We start from the raw sequence: 15716 nt of genomic DNA on the forward strand, positions 1-15716 counted from the left end.
GGGCGGCCTCCGCCCCGGGGGCGCCGGTGGTGGGCCCCCGGCCCCGCGGGGCGCCCCCCCCACTGCACTTTCGGCGTTCCGGCCCCGGACCCGCCGGGACGGGTCGATGATCACCGGGTGCGCACCGCCCTCCTCGTCGTGGCCGCCCTCCTGCTGGGACTCCTCGTGGCCGCCCCGAGCGCCTCGGTCGAACGGCGCACGTCAGTGACCCTCAAGCCGGTCCCCGCCTCGTCGCAGGCCGGGCGGAAGGTGACGCTCAGGGGCGTGTCGAGCGAGGGCCGGGCGAAGGTCCGGCTCCAGCGCCGCCACGGCACCGGCCGGTGGAGCACCGTCGCCACGGTCCGCCCCGACCGCCGCGGCCGCTTCTCCACGCGGGTCACCCTCACCCGGGGCGGGCCCACGTCGTTCCGGGCCGTCCGGGGCCGGAGCCGCAGCAAGGTGCGCACCGTCGCGGTGTACGCCTGGCTCGACCTGGTCGACCAGCCGCTCGCGGTGCTCGACGGGCCGGCGTACACCGACCGGCTCTCGGTGGTGGGCCGCCGCAGCCTGCCCCGCAGCATCGAGGGCGACCCCAACACCTGGCTGGGCGTGCGCACCGCCGGGCTGTGCACCACCTTCGAGACCTGGACCGGGTTCCTCGACTCCCAGCGCGCGAAGCGCCGGGCCGGCGACCGCCAGGAGACCTACCTGGCGCGGCACGCCGCCTCCGGTGCGCTGCTCGGCGAGTTCCCGGTGGTCACACCGCTCGGCCCGGCCAAGAGGGCGGCGGCCTCGATCATCGGTACCCAGCTGTTCACCGTGCGCACCGGGCTCGACGTGCTCACCAACGACGACCGGCCCCGGTCGGTGCTGGGCTCGCCGCGGCTCCTCTGCAACGCCGCGGTGCTGCCCGCCGTCACCCCCGGGACCCTCCAGCCCGGGTGATCGGCCGTCCGGCGACCGAGCGGTCTGGTCGGCTAGACCGGCGCGGCATCGACCCTCCTAGGTCGGGTGCCCGGGTTCCGGTACCCTCCGGGGTATCCCCCCACGGAACCCCCCACAGAACCGAACATGGAGCACGTCAGTGAGGCGATCTATCGCGGTTGCCGCCACCATCGTGGCGACGACCCTCGTGGGAGGCACGACGACGGCCACCGCCGCCGCCGCCGACTCGGGAGCTTCCGTCCAGCAGACCACCAGCCAGCGGGCCGGCACGACGGTCGCCGGCCCGGCCGGCAAGCGCGGGTTCCGCGCCCTGCCCGGCCGTAGGGCACCTCAGTACGGCGCGGCCCTGCCCGGCAAGCGCGGGTTCCGGGCGCTGCCGGGCAAGCACGGGTTCCGCGCGCTGCCCGGGAAGCGCGGGCACCGCGCGCTGCCCGGCTGAGCCGCCGCCCGTCGTACGCCGTCCAGCCCCGGCGCCCCACCCCGGACGCCGCACCGGTGGTGGGGTCGGCTCGCCGCGTGTCGGCGTCACCTCGTAGGTTCGGGCCGTGACCTACCCGGGGACCTACGCCGCCACCGGCCTCTTCGTCTGCTTCGAGGGCGGCGAGGGGTCGGGCAAGTCGACGCAGTCGCAGCTGCTGCGCGACTGGCTGGAGGACGCCGGCCACGTCGTCCGGCTCACCCACGAACCGGGCGACACCGCCGTCGGCCAGGAGCTGCGCCGGATCGTGCTCAGCCCCGAGACCGGCGACCTCGACGACCGCACCGAGATGCTGCTCTACGCCGCCGACAAGGCCGAGCACGTCGAGACCGTGGTGCGGCCCGCCCTCGACCGCGGTGAGGTCGTGATCACCGACCGCTACGTCGACTCCACCCTCGCCTACCAGGGCTCGGGGCGAGGTCTGGGCATCGACGACGTCGAGCCGGTCGCTCGCTGGGCCACCGGCGACCTGCGCCCCCACCTCACCGTGCTGCTCGACCTCGAGCCGGCCGCCGGCCTGGACCGGTTCGAGGGCCGCGACCGCATCGAGGGCGAGTCGCTCGACTTCCACCGGCGGGTGCGCGCGGGGTTCCTCGTGCTCGCCGACCGCGACCCTGCCCACTACCTCGTGCTCGACGCGCGGCTGCCGGTCGACGAGGTCGCGGCCCGGGTCCGCGACCGGGTGGGCAGCCTGCTGGACGGCGGCTACTCGTGACCGTCTGGGACGACCTGGTCGGCCAGGCCCGGGTCGTGGAGTCGCTGCGCGCGGCGGCGTCGGGCAAGGGCATGAGCCACGCCTGGCTGTTCACCGGGCCGCCCGGCTCCGGCCGCTCCAACGCCGCGGTCGCCTTCGCCGCCGCCCTGCAGTGCGAGACCCGCACCGGGTGCGGCACCTGTCACGCCTGCCACACCGTGCTGGCCGGGTCGCACGCCGACGTGGGCGTGGTGCGCACCCAACGGCTCTCGATCGGCGTCGACCAGGTGCGCGAGCTGGTGCGCCGCTCCGCGCTCTCGCCGGTGGGCCGCGGCTCGCAGGTGGTCGTCGTCGAGGACGCCGACCGGCTCACCGAGCAGGCCTGCAACGCGCTGCTCAAGGCGATCGAGGAGCCCACCGAGCGCACCGTGTGGATGCTGTGCGCCCCCACCGTGGAGGACGTGCTGCCCACCATCCGGTCGCGCTGCCGGCTAGTCACGCTGGCGACGCCGTCGACCGACGACGTCGCGGCGTTCCTGGTGCGCCACGACGGCGTGGGGGAGGCGCTGGCGTCGTACTCCGCCCGGGCCAGCCAGGGCCACATCGGCCGGGCCCGGGCGCTGGCGCGCGACGAGGCCACCCGCAACCGACGTCGCGAGGTGGTCGCGCTGCCGGCCCGGCTCACCTCGCTGCGCGCGTGCCTCACCGCCGCCGCCAACCTCGCCGAGGTCACCAAGGAGGAGGCCGACCTGGTCACCAGTGAGCTCGACGCCCGCGAGAAGGCCGACCTCGACGCGACCTACGGCGTGGTCGAGCGGGGCCGTCGGCCGCGGGAGTACGCCCCCGCCCTCGCTGCGCTCGAGAAGGAGCAGCGCTCGCGGGCCAAGCGGCGCCACCTCGACATGGTCGACCGCGGCCTGATGGACCTCATCTCGGTCTACCGCGACGCCGTCGCACTGGCCACGGGTGCGTCCGGTCCGCTGGTCAACGAGGAGATCCGCGGCGACGTGGAGACCGTGGCGCGGAGCTCGACGCCGGAGCTGAACCTGCGCCGGATCGGCTGGATCTTCGACGCCCGCGAGCAGATGCTGGAGTTCAACGTGCCGGTGCCGTTGGCCCTGGAGGGCATGATGGTCGCGCTCAAGGTGCCGGAGGGGAGCGCGCGATGAGGCGGGTGGTCGCCGGGCTGGTGGTGCTGGCCCTGGTGCTGACGGGCGTCGTCGCCGCGCTGGGCGCGCTCGACGACGGCGGTGGCGACGGCAGCGACGACGGTCGTCCCGGCCGCCCGCTGCGCACCGGCCCCGACCCCGACCCCGACGCGACCGTGCCGCCCGACCCGGCGCTGGCCCGGTTCTACGAGCAGCGGCTCGACTGGGAGGAGTGCCGCGGCAGCGACGAGTGCGCCACCCTCGAGGTGCCGGTCGACTACGCCGACCCCACCGGGGAGACGATCCGGCTGGCGCTGCTGCGGGTGCCGGCCGAGGACCCGGACGAGCGGATCGGCTCGCTGGTGGTCAACCCCGGCGGTCCCGGTGCGCCCGGCACGACGTACGCCGAGTCGGCGCCGTTCGTCTTCCGCGACGCCCTGCGCTCGCACTTCGACATCGTCGGCTTCGACCCGCGCGGCACCGGCGAGAGCTCCCCGGTCGACTGCCTCACCGACGAGGAGGTCGACGACTACGTCGCGATCGACGCCGAGCCCGCCGACCAGGCCGAGATCGACGCGCTGGTGCGGACGACCGAGGAGTTCTTCGCCGGCTGCGTCGAGCGCACCGACGAGCTGCTCGGCCACGTCACCACCGTCGAGGCCGCCCGCGACATGGACGTGCTGCGCGCCGCCCTCGGGCAGTCGACCCTCGACTACTTCGGTGCCTCCTACGGCACCAAGCTCGGCGCGACGTACGCCGACCTGTTCCCCGAGCGGGTCGGTCACCTCGTGCTCGACGGCGCGGTCGACGTCTCGCTCGGCTCGCGCGAGGTCGTGCTGGGCCAGGCCCGGGGCTTCGAGCGCGCGCTGCGCGCCTACGTCGGCTACTGCCTGGAGTCCAGCGACAGCTGCTTCCTCGGCGACAGCGTGGAGGAGGGGCTGGCGACCATCACCGGCCTGCTCGACGACGTCGACGCCGAGCCGCTGGAGGTCGACGACCGCGAGCTCACCGTCGGCAACGCCTTCTACGGCCTGATCACGCCGCTCTACAACCGGATGTACTGGCCGCTGCTCAGCGCCGCCCTCGACGACGCGCTCGACGGCGACGGCGCCGCGCTGCTCGAGCTCAGCGACACCTACTCCTCGCGCCGGCCCGACGGCAGCTACGGCGACAACAGCTTCGAGGCGATCTACGCGATCAACTGCCTCGACGACCCCTGGGCGCCGGAGCCGGAGGAGATCCCCGGCCAGTACGCCGCCTTCGAGGAGGCCTCGCCGACGTTGGGCCGGGTCTTCGCCTGGTCGCTGCTCAGCTGCCACGGCATCCAGGTCACCTCCTCGGAGCCCCCGCGCCGGATCCGCGCCGCCGGGGCCGCGCCGATCGTGGTGGTCGGCACCACGCGCGACCCCGCGACGCCGTACGAGTGGGCGCAGGCGCTGGCCGACCAGCTCGAGTCGGGCGTGCTGGTCAGCCGCGACGGCGACGGCCACACCGGCTACAACTCCGAGAACGAGTGCGTCGACGCCGCGGTCGAGGACTACCTCGTCGACGGCACCGTTCCCGACGACGGCCTGTCCTGCTGACGGGTCGCCCCGGTCGTCGGGCCCGCTCTCAGCTGATCAGCTCGTCGATGCGGGTGTAGGCGTCGGAGTCGCCGGCGACCACGCGCGACCGGGCGCCGTCGACGCTCACCGGCACGTCGCCGACCAGCGTCACCCGGCGCACCTCGCGGCGGTGGTCGTCGAAGTCGGCGACGGCGTAGTGCTGGGTGGCGCGGTTGTCCCACATCGCCACGTCGCCGGGCTGCCAGCTCCAGCGGACGGTGTTCTCGAGCCGGGTCACCCGCTGCTGCAGCAGCTGGAAGACCGCGTGCGACTCGGCGGTGTTGAGCCCGAGGAACCGCTTCACGAAGTGGCCCAGCAGCAGCGAGCGCTCGCCGGTCTCGGGGTGCACCCGGACGACGGGGTGCTCGGTCTCGTAGTACGACGAGCGGAACTGGCCGCGGTCGAGGGCGTCGCGGTCGGGCCCGTCGGCCTCCGGGTCCTCGACCGAGGCGACGTAGTCGTACTCGTTGGTGTGCACGGCCCAGAGCGTGTCGACGAACGCCTTGAGCGGCCGCGGCAGCGCGTCGTACGCCGTGACGGTGTTGGCCCAGTTGGTGGTGCCGCCGTACGGCGGGATGTGCACGCCGCGCAGGATGCTGATCGCCGGCACGTGGTCGACGAAGGTCACGTCGGTGTGCCAGGAGTTGGCGGCCATCCCCTTGGTGGCATTGAGGCTGAGCACGTGGGCGCTGCCGGTGTTGACGGTGGGGTGGGCGGTGGTGAGCGTGCCGAGCTGCTGGGCGAACGCGATCTGGCCGGCGTCGTCGAGGTGGTCCTGACCGCGGAGGAAGACGACCTTGTGCTCGAGCAGGGCGGCGCGGATCCGGGCCACGACGTCGTCGCCGAGGTCGGCGCCGAGCCGGACCCCCTCGATCCGGGCGCCGATCCGGCCGCCGATCTTGTGCACGTCGACCTGGGTGCGCTGCTGGGTGCGCTGGGGCGTCAGCGTCATGGCTGCCTCCATAGGGACTGTTAGTCGCTCAAGTCACTACAGTTTAGCAGGGCCGTGGGTCGCCAACCGCCGCGGTGCCCGCCACTGGGAGGGCAGTGCTCGGTGTTGTGGGGCATTGCAATGCCCGACAACATGGGGAATCCCCGGTCGACCGGGGATCCTGACCACCGCACGCCGCCCTCAGACCGGCTGCGCGACCGCCTGGATCCTCCTTGTCGCGATCTCGATCATCAGCTGCGCGGCGGGGGAGAGGGTGGCACCCGCCCGGTGCACGATCGCGAACACGTCGTGGATCTTGGGCCGGAACGACACCCAGCCGGCGTTCGGCGCCAGCCGGGGCAGCAGCTGCTCGGCCGCGCCCCGCGGGATGACGGAGTCGGCCAGGCCCATGCCGACGAGCTCCACGGCGATCTCGGGGTCCTCGACCTCGATCCGGGTCTGCGGGTTGAGCCCGCTGGAGTGCAGCCAGCTGCGCACGGCGATCCGCACGGAGTCCTCCGCCCGCCAGGTGGTGTCGGGCATGACCAGGGTCGCGTTGCCGAGCTGACGCGCGGTCACCGGGCTCCTCAGCCGCTCGGGGTCGCTCGAGATGTAGACGATCTCGTCCTTGGCGACCGGTGTCACCGACATGCCCTCGCTGTGCACCTGCGGGATCGCGATCATCGCCGCCTCCAGTCGGCCGCGGCGCAGGTCCTCCTGCACGCCGGCGCTGTTCTGCCCTACCAGCTCGACGCGGACGCCGGGGTGGCGGGCCAGCACGTCGGCCACGAGCCCTGCGCCGGCGTACAACCGGGCGATCCCGAACATCCCGAACCGGATGGTCCCGGTCTCGAACCGCGCCACCTGCTGCGCCGCCCGCCGGGTGTCCTCGGCTGCCGCGAGCGTGCGCTCGGCGTGCGGGCGCAGGGTGTCGGCCACCGTCGTCGGCACGACGCCGCGGCCGACCCGGCGGAACAGCTGCACACCGAGAGACTTCTCCAGCGCCCGGATCTGCTCGGAGACGCTGGGCTGGGCGTAGCCGAGCTCCTCGGCGGCGGCGGTCAGGGACCCGTGCTCGTACGTCGCCAGGAAGCAGGTCAGCTGATGCAGGGACAACATAGGTATCTCCTAGGGAAGCCGCTGGAAAGTGAGGCTACCCCTATCGCTGCCTCCGTCCGAGAATGGAGTCACCCGATCCCGAAGGAGGTCACCCGATGTTCGACCACCACTGCTCCGCCTGCGACCGTCGTCAGCTCATCTTCCCCAGCCAGGTGACCTCGCTGGTCAACACCGACCGCGGCATCGTGCTCGCCTTCACCTGCTGGTGCGGCAGCGAGCAGACCCAGGTCACCGGCCGGGCCGCCACGGCCGCCGACCGCGTCGTCGCCGCCGCCTGAGCCGACCCCCGCGGACCCCAGGGCCACCCGCTCCGCCGGTTAGGCGGCGCGCGTGGCCCTTCCGTATAGTTCTCCGCGTTGCCCGGGCCAGGGCTTCCACCAACGGTCCGGGCAACATTGCCGCCTTAGCTCAGTCGGTAGAGCGAATCACTCGTAATGATTAGGTCGTCGGTTCGATTCCGACAGGCGGCTCCGACACCAACCACCACCGTTGGTCGAGGAAGGACGAAGTCCTGTCCCGAGACCCGGTGAGACAGACGTCCTCCCCTCCCCGAGGGAGGGCGTTCGGCAGTCCGGGGTTTCGAGCTAGCTCCGCTCGCTGCTCGGCGGGGTTTCGAGGCTCGCTCCGCTCGCACCTCAACCAGCGCGGGGCGCCGCGGGATGCCCGCGGTGTGTTCGACGTCGACGACGTCGTGGACGCCGAGGGTGCCTCGATCCGCTCCGACCCCACCGGCCTCGGCTGGGAACTCCTGGTCGGGATGAGGGTCACCGAGGAGGGGGTGCTGCACCGCGACAGCATCACCATCGACTACACGGTCGATGACGAGGCCTACTCCGTCACCATTCCGTACCAGGTCACGATCTGCACGGGGCCCGAGTTCGAGGTGGACGGGAGCTGCCCCGTTCCGGGCCTCGACGGCTGAGTCGTGACCTTCGCGGCGTGCCGCGGGTCGAGGGGACGCCGTACGTCGCTCGCAGTCGGGGGTGTCTCGCGGTTGGGAGGCGCGGTGACGGGTAACGCACGGTGCTGGCCCGCCGTACCCGCCCGCCGACGCCACACCCGCGAGCACCTGGAGGACCCATGACCGGCGACATCCCCGAGCCGGCGCCCGCGCGACCGGCGCCGGAGCGCGGCGTCGAGGGCAAGGACCCGCTCCGCTCGTCGCGGGCGAGCGGCACCTGGCTCGCGGTGGTCGGGCTCTGCCTGGTGCTGCTCCTGCTGGTCGTCTTCATCGCCCAGAACACCCAGACCGCGGAGGTGCACTTCCTCGGCTGGGAGGGCGAGGCGCCCCAGGCGGTCACGCTGCTCGTCGCGGCCCTGGCGGGGCTGCTGCTGGCGGTGACCGCGGCGTCGTTGCGCATCCTGCAGCTGCGGCGCCGGGTGCGGCGCACCCGGTAGGCGCAGCACTCGCACGCCGGATTCCTGCACCCAAGAGGCTCGGCTCGGGCGGTCGCGATAGTCTGGACGGTCGTGGAGACGACGTCGGACGGGGCGGACTTTCGCCTGCACCACAAGGATATCAAGGCCGATCAAGGGCGGTCGAGGAGCGGCCGGTCGACGCGACCGGAGCCCGACCCCGAGGACGTCGCCGCGGTGCTGGCGGCCGCCGCACGGCGCGACTCGCTGCTGCGCTCGGCGCGAGCCGACCTGGAGCAGGTCCTCACCTCGGTCGAGACCGACCCGGCGGCGCGGCACCGGCGCGAGTCAGACGCCGCGCGCCTGCACGCCCGGGTCGCGGGGCTGGTCGCGGCGCGCGACTCGGTGGCGTTCGGACGGCTCGACCTGGTCGACGGGGAGCGGCACTACCTCGGGCGGACGGCGGTCGCCGACGCCGACGGGTCGGTGCTCGTCCTGGACTGGCGAGCCCCCGCGGCCCGCCCGTTCTACGCCGCCACGGCCCACCGACCGCTGGGCGTGGCCCGCCGTCGCCACCTCCGGGTCCGCCGCGACCGGGTGCTGGGTCACGACGACGAGGTGCTGGTCGGCGGCGACGGGGACGATCCCGGCAGCATGGTGCCGGCGCGGCACCTGCTCGACGCCCTGACGGCACCCCGGACGGGTCGGATGCGCGACGTCGTGAGGACGGTGCAGGCCGACCAGGACGCGATGATCCGGGCCGACCCGCGGGGTGCGCTGGTGGTCCAGGGCGCTCCCGGCGCGGGCAAGACCGTGGTCGCCCTCCACCGGGTGGCCTACCTGCTGCACGAGCACCGCGACCGGCTGTCGCGCACCGGCGTGCTGCTCGTGGGTCCGAGCCGGACCTTCCTCGACTACGTCTCCGACGTGCTGCCCGCCCTCGGCGAGACGGCGGTCGTGCCGGCGACCGTCGGCGACCTCTTCCCGGGGGTGGCGGCGACGTACGCCGAGCCGCCTGCGGCAGCCGAGGTGAAGGGACGCCTGGTCATGGTCGACGTGCTCCGCCGCGCGGTCGCGGTGCTGCAGGCCGTCCCGCCCGGCGGGGCGGAGGTGGCGATGAGCGGCACCCCCGTGGTGCTCGACGAGGCGGTGCTGGCGGCGGCCAGGGAGCGAGCCCGAGCCGGCGGGCTGCCCCACGAGCGGGCGCGCGCGACGTACGCCGAGGCCGTGGTCGACGCCCTGACCGCGCGCTGGGGGGACCGGATCGGCACCGATCCCTGGGACGGGTCGACGTGGCTCGACGAGGCCGACCTCGCCGCGCTGCGGAGCGAGGTCGCGGAGTCCGAGGAGGTGGCCGCGCTCGTGGAGGACACCTGGCCGCGGCTGACCCCCGAGCGGCTGCTCGGGCGGCTCTGGTCCGAGCCCGACCTCCTCGCCGCCGCCACCGAGGGAATCCTGGGCCCTGCCGAGCGCGACCTCCTCGCCCGCGACGAGCCCGGGGCGTGGACCCCCGCCGACCTGCCGCTGCTCGACGAGGCGGCCGAGCTGCTCGGGCACGACGACACCGAGGAGCGGGCCGCGGAGGTGCGGCGGCGGGCGCAGGAGGAGCAGTACGCCCGCGGCGTCCTGGAGGTGTTGCACGGGTCGCGGCCGCTGGAGGACGACGACGAGGCCGACACGATCGACTGGGAGGACCCCGCGGCGGTACCGCCGGTCGACTCGGCCCTGCTGGCGGCCCGCTTCGCGACCGACGACCACCGGAGCCTCGCCGAGCGGGCGCTTGCTGACCGCACCTGGGTGTTCGACCACGTGGTCGTCGACGAGGCCCAGGAGCTCACCCCGATGCAGTGGCGGCTGCTGGTACGGCGCTGCCCCAGCCGCTCGATGACCGTCGTCGGCGACCTGGCCCAGGCCTCGCGGGTCGGTGCCGCCCGCACCTGGGCCGAGGCGCTCGAGCCCGCGCTGGCCGGCCGGTGGCGGCTGGCCGAGCTGGACGTCTCCTACCGCACGCCTGCGGAGCTGCTCGAGCCGGCCCGGCTGGTGCTGGCCCGCCACCGCCCCGACCTGCGCCCGCCGCGGGCCCTCCGCCGCGGTGGTCGGCCGGTGCGGGTGCTGCTCGGGGTCACCGACGTCGCAGCGGCGGTCGCCGACGTGGTCGGCGACGTGCTCGCCGGTCGCGGGGGCACGGGCGGCACCGTGGCGGTCGTCGCGGCCGAGGCGAGCGACGTCGGGGCGCTGCCTCCCGGCGTGGCCCGGTGCACGCCGGGGGAGTCGAAGGGCCTGGAGTTCGACGCGGTGGTCGTCGTGGAGCCCCAGCTGATGGCCGCCACCGACCTCTACGTCGCGCTCACCCGGGCCACCGACGAGCTGGTCGTGGTGACCGGCGCGGCCACGGTGCCGTGGGCGGACGAGCCGGCGACGTCGTGCGCGCCGGGCCGGACCAGGCCGGTCTCGTAGGCGACGACGACGGCCTGGGTGCGGTCGCGCAGCCCGAGCTTCGACAGCACCCGGCCGAGGTGGGTCTTGACCGTGGCCTCGCTGAGGAACAGTCGGCCGGCGATCTCGGCGTTGGTGAGCCCGCGGGCGACCTCGGCGAGCACCTCGACCTCCCGCTCGGTGAGGTCGGCGAGGCGCTCCGTCGCGGCGGTGGGGGACGGACCGCCGACGTAGCGCTCCACCAGGCGTCGGGTCAGCGAGGGGGCGAGCAGGGTCTCCCCGGCCACGACCGACCGGATGGCGGCGGCGATCTCGGCGGGCGGCGCGTCCTTGAGCAGGAACCCGCTCGCCCCGGCCCGCAGCGCCTGGTAGACGTACTCGTCGAGGTCGAACGTCGTCAGCACCAGCACCCGCACGCCGGGGTGCTCGGCGACGATGGACCGGGTCGCCTCGATGCCGTCCATGACGGGCATCCGCACGTCCATGACCACGACGTCGGGCCCCAGCTCACGGGTCGCGGTCACGGCGGCGCGGCCGTCGGCCGCCTCGCCGACGACCTCGAGCCCGGGCTGGGCGCCGAGGATGGCGGCCATCCCCTCGCGGGCCAGGGCGTGGTCGTCGACGACGAGCACGGTGGTCATGCTGCCTCCCGGGTGGTGACGTGGGTCAGGAGGGCGGTGCCTCCACGGGCAGGACGACCCGCACGCGGAACCGGTTCCCGACCACGCCCACCTCGACGGTGCCGCCGTGCAGCCTGGCCCGCTCGCGCATCCCGGTCAGGCCGTGCCCGGACCCCACGGACTCGCGGGGCCGGCCGGGCAGGTCGTTGCTCACCTCGATCGTCATGCGCTCGGCGTCGTAGCCCAGACGCACGTCGGTCGCCACGTCGCCGGCGTGCTTGCGCACGTTGGTCAGCGCCTCCTGCACGATCCGGTAAGAAGCCAGGCCGAGTCCCGCGGCCAGCGCGGGACGGACGCCGTCCTCGACCAGGGTGACCGGCAGCCCGCTCGCCCGGTGCTCCTCGACGAGCGCCGGCACCTGGTCGAGGTCGGGCGCCGGCTCGCCGTCGACGGGCGGCTGGTGGAGCACGTCAAGGAGTCGGCGCATCTCGACGAGGGCCTGCCGCGAGGTGCGTCGTACGGCGTCGATGTGGTGCTCGGCGCGGTCGGGGTCGGTGCGCAGCAGGCTCTGCGCGGCACCCGCCTGCACGGTGACGACCGACAGGGAGTGGGCCACGACGTCGTGGAGCTCGCGCGCGATCCGCTCGCGCTCGCCGGCCACGGCCGCGCGCACCGAGGTGCGGGCGCGCTCGTCGGTGGCCGCCAGCGCGGCCCGCGCGGCCTCGGCCCGGCGGCGCAGCAGCCACCCGCCCGACCACGCCAGCACGGTCAGGAAGGCGAACACGGCGTAGTCGGCCGGGGCGGGCTCGCCGGTGTAGTAGTCGAGCGCCGTGGCGCTGGAGACCGCGGCCAGCGGCACGGGCAGGCTGGCGACGGCCAGCGGGGCCCGGGCCCGCAGCCCGCAGCTGAAGACCGCGACGAGCAGCGAGGCCAGGGGCGTCGACCCCTCCTCGGGCGGTCCGCCCCCGAGCGCGCGCAGCAGCAGCACCGCGGAGACCACGAGCAGCACCGCCGCCGGGAACCGGCGGCGCCACAGCAGCGGCACCGAGACCGCCACGGCGACGCCCAGCCGCTCGGCCGTCGTGCCGGGGCCGCCGAGGAAGACCGCCTCGAGCCCCGCCCAGAGACCGATGCCACCGACCAGCAGGGCGTCGGCCCGGCGGGGCGCGGCGGGCACCTCGACCAACCGCTGCCAGACGTCCATGGCCGGAAGCCTAGAGAGGCCGCGGCGCCCGCCCATCACCCTGGAGGGGAACGCCGGTCAGCCTCCAGGCTGACGCGGTCCGGCCCGGCGGACGACGAGCAGACGACGCCAGGGCGACGCGCGGGAGGGTCCCGCCTTGGGAGCGTCGGAGCATGAACTCACCGACCTTCGACGGCGCCCCCGTCGCCCACCACCTCCGCTCCTTCCCACCCCATCCCGACGAGCACCTGCTGCCCCGCTCCCCCCGCGCCGCCGTCGTCTCGGCGACGGTCACCGCGGTCGCGAGCGCGGTCACCGGGATCCTGCAGGTCGTCCACGAGCCGTCCGGCGAGTCGACGGTCGTGGGCGTCGAGCACGTCCTCATCGGCGGGCTCAGCCTCCTGCTCGTCGCCCAGCTGCCCTTCCTGTTCTGGCTGGCTCCGGTGCGCCGGACCTGGCCGGCCTGGGTCGCCGGCCTGGGCATGGTGCCGCTGGCCGCGGTCGCCACCATCTCCAACGTCCGCGGCGAGGACCCCTCGTTCTTCGCAGCGGTGGCCCTGCCCGCCAACGCCCTGTGGTTCCTCGGCCTGGTCGCCCTCGCCGTGGTCGCCCGCGACACCACGTGGCTGCCGCGCGGTCTCGTGGTGGCCTTGCCGCTCACCTGGGCCGGCACCATCCCGCTGTCCGGGCTGGGCGGCGGCGTGGTCGTCGCCGCCCTGTGGGCCGGGGCCGCCTGGGTCGTGCACGCCCGCGCCCACGACGAGGCCGGCCGATGACGCGGCGCGGCCGCCGCCCGGCCGCCCACCGACCAACCACATCCGACACCAGCCAGACCGGAGGAACGAGAAGCATGAACAGACGCCTCATCGCGACGGTCCTGGTCGCGGTCACCCTGCCGTTGCTCGGCACGGTGACCGACCAGGCCGCCGCCGCCAAACCCCGCTGCGAGGGCCGCAAGGCCACGATCGTCGGCACCGCCAAGGGTGAGGTGATCCGTGGCACCCCCAAGCGCGACGTCATCGTCGCCAAGGGTGGCAACGACCGGATCCTCGGCCGCGGGGGTGACGACCTGATCTGCGCCGACGGCGGCCACGACACCGTCGACGGTGGACCCGGCAACGACGCGGTCGTCGCCGGGGCCGGCAACGACCGCGTCGAGGGGGCCTCCGGTGCCGACCGCCTCAGCGGCGCAACCGGGAACGACCGGATCGACGGTGGGCCCGGCAACGACCGACTCGACGGCGGCAGCCAGACCGACAAGGTCTACGGCGGTTCCGGCAACGACGTCGTCCTCACCGGCACGGGCAACCGGGACGTCGCGTTCGGCGGCGCGGGCGATGACACGGTCACCGTGGCGGCGACCGGCGGCTTCGCCGACGGCGAGGCGGGCGACGACTCGCTGGTCACGACGGCGGCCGCCACCCACCTCGCGGGCGGCACCGACGACGACTCGCTGACCGGCAGTCGCCACGCGGACCGGCTCGACGGCCACGCCGGCGACGACCTGATCGAGGCCGGCGACGGCGCCGACACCTGCACCGGCGGTGCGGGCCACGACCTGTGCGACGGGGGTCGGCCGGGCGGACCGGAGAACACCCCGGACGACCCGGACGTCTGCGACGCGACCGTCGAGGAGAGGCAGTCGTGCAGGAGCGGTCTGCCGGACGCCTACGTCGGCACCCTGCACGGCTACGAGATCAACGCGCAGGCCAGCGACGAGGGGACCTGGTCGATGCGGGTCCGCTTCGAGCGCGACGTCACGATCGGCGAGGACACCTACTACGACCTGGCCGCCGGCAGCGTGGACTGGTCGCTCACCGGCGACAACGGCGACTGCACCTGGTCGCAGAAGGCCACGGTGGTGCCCCTGGACCCGGGCTCGGGCTACCTGGTGCTCGACGACGCCGACCACACCTACGAGGTCAACATGGGCTACGCCGATCCGCTCCCGGACTCGGTGTGGCACTGTGACGGCCGCACGTCCGAGCACGCCGAGCCCTGGCGGCCCGGCAACACGGTGCTCGGCAACCCCTGGGACCCGGCCCGCCCGACCCTGGCGGCCGACCTGGTCGTGCCGGACAGCGACGGCTCGCCCGACACGATCGCCTGGGACCTCACCCCCGTCTACGAGTAGGACGCGATCGCGGGTCCGGCGCGGTGCCACCACGGTGGCCCGCGCCGGATCGGCGTCGCAGGAAGGAAGGAAGCCGTGCCGCACCGACCGGCGGTCACCGACGACGAGCGCGCCGGTGCCGCGACCATGGCCGCCGTGCAGGAGAACCTGCGCTCCCACGCCAGCCACCTCCACCACCTCGTGCCCGGTGCCACGACCCACCGCCTCGGCCCGGTCGAGCTCGCCGACAGCGGGCTGCACCACGACACGTTCAACACCCTGTGCCTGGCCTCGTGGTCGGCGTCGCTCGACGCGACGACCGCCGAGCGCTGCGCCGGCCTCGTCCGGGGGACGGGACGGCCGTTCTCCTTCTGGGCGCTCGGGCAGCGCCAGGTCGACGACGCGCGCAGGCACCTGCCCCGGGTGGGGTTCGTGGCGGCCGAGTCGGAGGCAGTGATGACCGGACCCGTCCCCGAGCAGCGGTGGGGTGCGACGAGCGGGCTCTCCGTCGAGGTCGTCGAGACGCCCGAGGGGGTCGCGGAGTACGCCGAGCTCCTCGCCCACAACTGGACCCCGCCCGCCCGGGACGTCGCGCGGTTCCTCGTCGCCGCCGCCGGGCACCTGACGCGACCTGGCAGCCGGTCGGTGCTCGTGGTCGGCCGCCACCGGGGCCGGGTCGTGTCCGGCGCCGAGGTCCACCTCGCCGGCGGCGTGGCCGGTCTCTACGGCGTCGCCACCCTCGAGGCCCACCGCGGCCGCGGGCACGCCAGCACGATCGTCTCCGCCGCGCTCGGCGTCGCCGCGAGCCGCGGGTACGCCCGCACCTGCCTCCAGGCGACGGAGGCCGGCGCCGGCATCTACGAGCGGCTCGGCTACCGGCGGGTGGACGTGTGCCAGGAGTACGCGTTCGGACCCTCCGCCTGAGCCCGTCGGGTGGTCCAGACGCCCGGTCCGGGTGCTGGTGCCCGGTGGGTGGTCTCTCGTACGATCACCCCCGGCCCCTGGGGTGACGGTCCTCCGACACCACGGGCGGCCCCCTACAGACCCGCTGGCGACCCGAGAAGCCGGCGGGTCTGTCTCGTACCCACCCTTCCGGCTCGTCGTGACAGG

At 74.6% G+C, this 15716-nt stretch carries 15 protein-coding genes and 1 tRNA gene; 12 read left to right on the forward strand and 4 right to left on the reverse strand.

The genetic code is table 11. The features are described from left to right. Positions 1–117 precede the first annotated feature (117 nt). The 5 genes from JT721_RS11195 (at position 118) to JT721_RS11215 (ending at position 4827) form a co-directional block, all read left to right on the forward strand. The gene (locus JT721_RS11195) at positions 118–924 is read left to right on the forward strand and encodes a hypothetical protein (protein ID WP_205473227.1); all 807 of its coding nucleotides are present in this window, start codon (positions 118–120) and stop codon (positions 922–924) included. Positions 925–1063: 139 nt separating this feature from the next. Further along, positions 1064–1363 carry a hypothetical protein gene (locus JT721_RS11200; RefSeq protein ID WP_205473228.1) on the forward strand — a complete coding sequence of 100 codons (300 nt, stop codon included), beginning with the start codon at positions 1064–1066 and terminating at the stop codon, positions 1361–1363. A 106-nt stretch (positions 1364–1469) separates the two neighbouring features. Next, complete coding sequence (tmk, locus tag JT721_RS11205; protein ID WP_205473229.1) at positions 1470–2117, forward strand: dTMP kinase; 648 nt, start codon at positions 1470–1472, stop codon at positions 2115–2117. Beyond that, positions 2114–3265 carry a DNA polymerase III subunit delta' gene (locus JT721_RS11210; protein WP_205473230.1) on the forward strand — a complete coding sequence of 384 codons (1152 nt, stop codon included), beginning with the start codon at positions 2114–2116 and terminating at the stop codon, positions 3263–3265. The genes tmk and JT721_RS11210 overlap by 4 nt, the downstream gene beginning before the upstream one ends. After that, complete coding sequence (locus JT721_RS11215) at positions 3262–4827, forward strand: alpha/beta hydrolase (RefSeq protein ID WP_205473231.1); 1566 nt, start codon at positions 3262–3264, stop codon at positions 4825–4827. Before JT721_RS11210 ends, JT721_RS11215 begins: the two co-directional genes overlap by 4 nt. A 28-nt stretch (positions 4828–4855) precedes the next feature. Here the strand turns inward: JT721_RS11215 and JT721_RS11220 are convergent, their stop codons facing one another. Both JT721_RS11220 and JT721_RS11225 read right to left on the reverse strand, forming a co-directional pair. After that, positions 4856–5800: a TauD/TfdA family dioxygenase gene (locus JT721_RS11220; RefSeq protein ID WP_205473232.1), complete on the reverse strand. Its 945-nt coding sequence runs from the start codon at positions 5798–5800 to the stop codon at positions 4856–4858. 180 nt (positions 5801–5980) lie between these two features. Beyond that, entirely contained in the window at positions 5981–6898 is a 918-nt protein-coding gene (locus tag JT721_RS11225) for a LysR family transcriptional regulator (protein WP_205473233.1), read from the reverse strand. A gap of 95 nt (positions 6899–6993) precedes the next feature. Between JT721_RS11225 and JT721_RS11230 the strand changes: the two genes are divergently transcribed. The 4 genes from JT721_RS11230 (at position 6994) to JT721_RS11245 (ending at position 8296) form a co-directional block, all read left to right on the forward strand. Continuing rightward, the gene (locus JT721_RS11230; RefSeq protein WP_205473234.1) at positions 6994–7176 is read left to right on the forward strand and encodes a hypothetical protein; all 183 of its coding nucleotides are present in this window, start codon (positions 6994–6996) and stop codon (positions 7174–7176) included. Positions 7177–7295: 119 nt separating this feature from the next. Next, a tRNA-Thr gene (locus JT721_RS11235) sits at positions 7296–7368 on the forward strand. A 200-nt stretch (positions 7369–7568) separates the two neighbouring features. Next, positions 7569–7820, forward strand: a complete 252-nt coding sequence (locus tag JT721_RS11240) for a hypothetical protein (RefSeq protein ID WP_205473235.1) — start codon at positions 7569–7571, stop codon at positions 7818–7820. 158 nt (positions 7821–7978) lie between these two features. After that, complete coding sequence (locus JT721_RS11245; RefSeq protein ID WP_205473236.1) at positions 7979–8296, forward strand: lipopolysaccharide assembly protein LapA domain-containing protein; 318 nt, start codon at positions 7979–7981, stop codon at positions 8294–8296. A gap of 2294 nt (positions 8297–10590) precedes the next feature. Here JT721_RS11245 and JT721_RS20875 read toward each other — a convergent pair. Then, positions 10591–11331, reverse strand: coding sequence for a response regulator transcription factor (locus tag JT721_RS20875; RefSeq protein ID WP_240340585.1), 741 nt, complete (start codon positions 11329–11331; stop codon positions 10591–10593). 25 nt (positions 11332–11356) lie between these two features. After that, positions 11357–12514 (reverse strand): sensor histidine kinase, encoded by a 1158-nt coding sequence (locus tag JT721_RS11255; protein WP_205473238.1) that lies wholly within the window; start codon positions 12512–12514, stop codon positions 11357–11359. A gap of 152 nt (positions 12515–12666) precedes the next feature. Between JT721_RS11255 and JT721_RS11260 the strand changes: the two genes are divergently transcribed. The 3 genes from JT721_RS11260 to JT721_RS21740 all read left to right on the forward strand — a co-directional run bounded on the left by JT721_RS11260 (position 12667) and on the right by JT721_RS21740 (position 15530). After that, positions 12667–13269 (forward strand): hypothetical protein, encoded by a 603-nt coding sequence (locus tag JT721_RS11260; protein ID WP_205473239.1) that lies wholly within the window; start codon positions 12667–12669, stop codon positions 13267–13269. Between the two features lie 74 nt (positions 13270–13343). Then, complete coding sequence (locus JT721_RS11265; RefSeq protein ID WP_205473240.1) at positions 13344–14627, forward strand: calcium-binding protein; 1284 nt, start codon at positions 13344–13346, stop codon at positions 14625–14627. Between the two features lie 75 nt (positions 14628–14702). Beyond that, a complete protein-coding gene (locus JT721_RS21740; protein ID WP_205473241.1) occupies positions 14703–15530 on the forward strand; it encodes a GNAT family N-acetyltransferase in 828 nt (275 codons plus the stop codon). The last annotated feature ends 186 nt before the right edge of the window (positions 15531–15716 follow it).

Origin of the sequence: Nocardioides sp. SYSU D00038, assembly GCF_016924665.1 — a bacterium.
In the GTDB taxonomy this organism is placed as follows: domain Bacteria; phylum Actinomycetota; class Actinomycetes; order Propionibacteriales; family Nocardioidaceae; genus Nocardioides.

Coding starts and splice junctions, on each gene's coding strand:
- JT721_RS11215 (WP_205473231.1), top strand. CDS start 3,262: ATGAGGCGGGTGGTCGCCGGGCTGGTGGTGCTGGCCCTGGTGCTGACG.
- JT721_RS20875 (WP_240340585.1), bottom strand. CDS start 11,331: ATGACCACCGTGCTCGTCGTCGACGACCACGCCCTGGCCCGCGAGGGG.
- JT721_RS11260 (WP_205473239.1), top strand. CDS start 12,667: ATGAACTCACCGACCTTCGACGGCGCCCCCGTCGCCCACCACCTCCGC.
- JT721_RS11265 (WP_205473240.1), top strand. CDS start 13,344: ATGAACAGACGCCTCATCGCGACGGTCCTGGTCGCGGTCACCCTGCCG.
- JT721_RS11245 (WP_205473236.1), top strand. CDS start 7,979: ATGACCGGCGACATCCCCGAGCCGGCGCCCGCGCGACCGGCGCCGGAG.
- JT721_RS11255 (WP_205473238.1), bottom strand. CDS start 12,514: ATGGACGTCTGGCAGCGGTTGGTCGAGGTGCCCGCCGCGCCCCGCCGG.
- JT721_RS11230 (WP_205473234.1), top strand. CDS start 6,994: ATGTTCGACCACCACTGCTCCGCCTGCGACCGTCGTCAGCTCATCTTC.
- JT721_RS11220 (WP_205473232.1), bottom strand. CDS start 5,800: ATGACGCTGACGCCCCAGCGCACCCAGCAGCGCACCCAGGTCGACGTG.
- JT721_RS11225 (WP_205473233.1), bottom strand. CDS start 6,898: ATGTTGTCCCTGCATCAGCTGACCTGCTTCCTGGCGACGTACGAGCAC.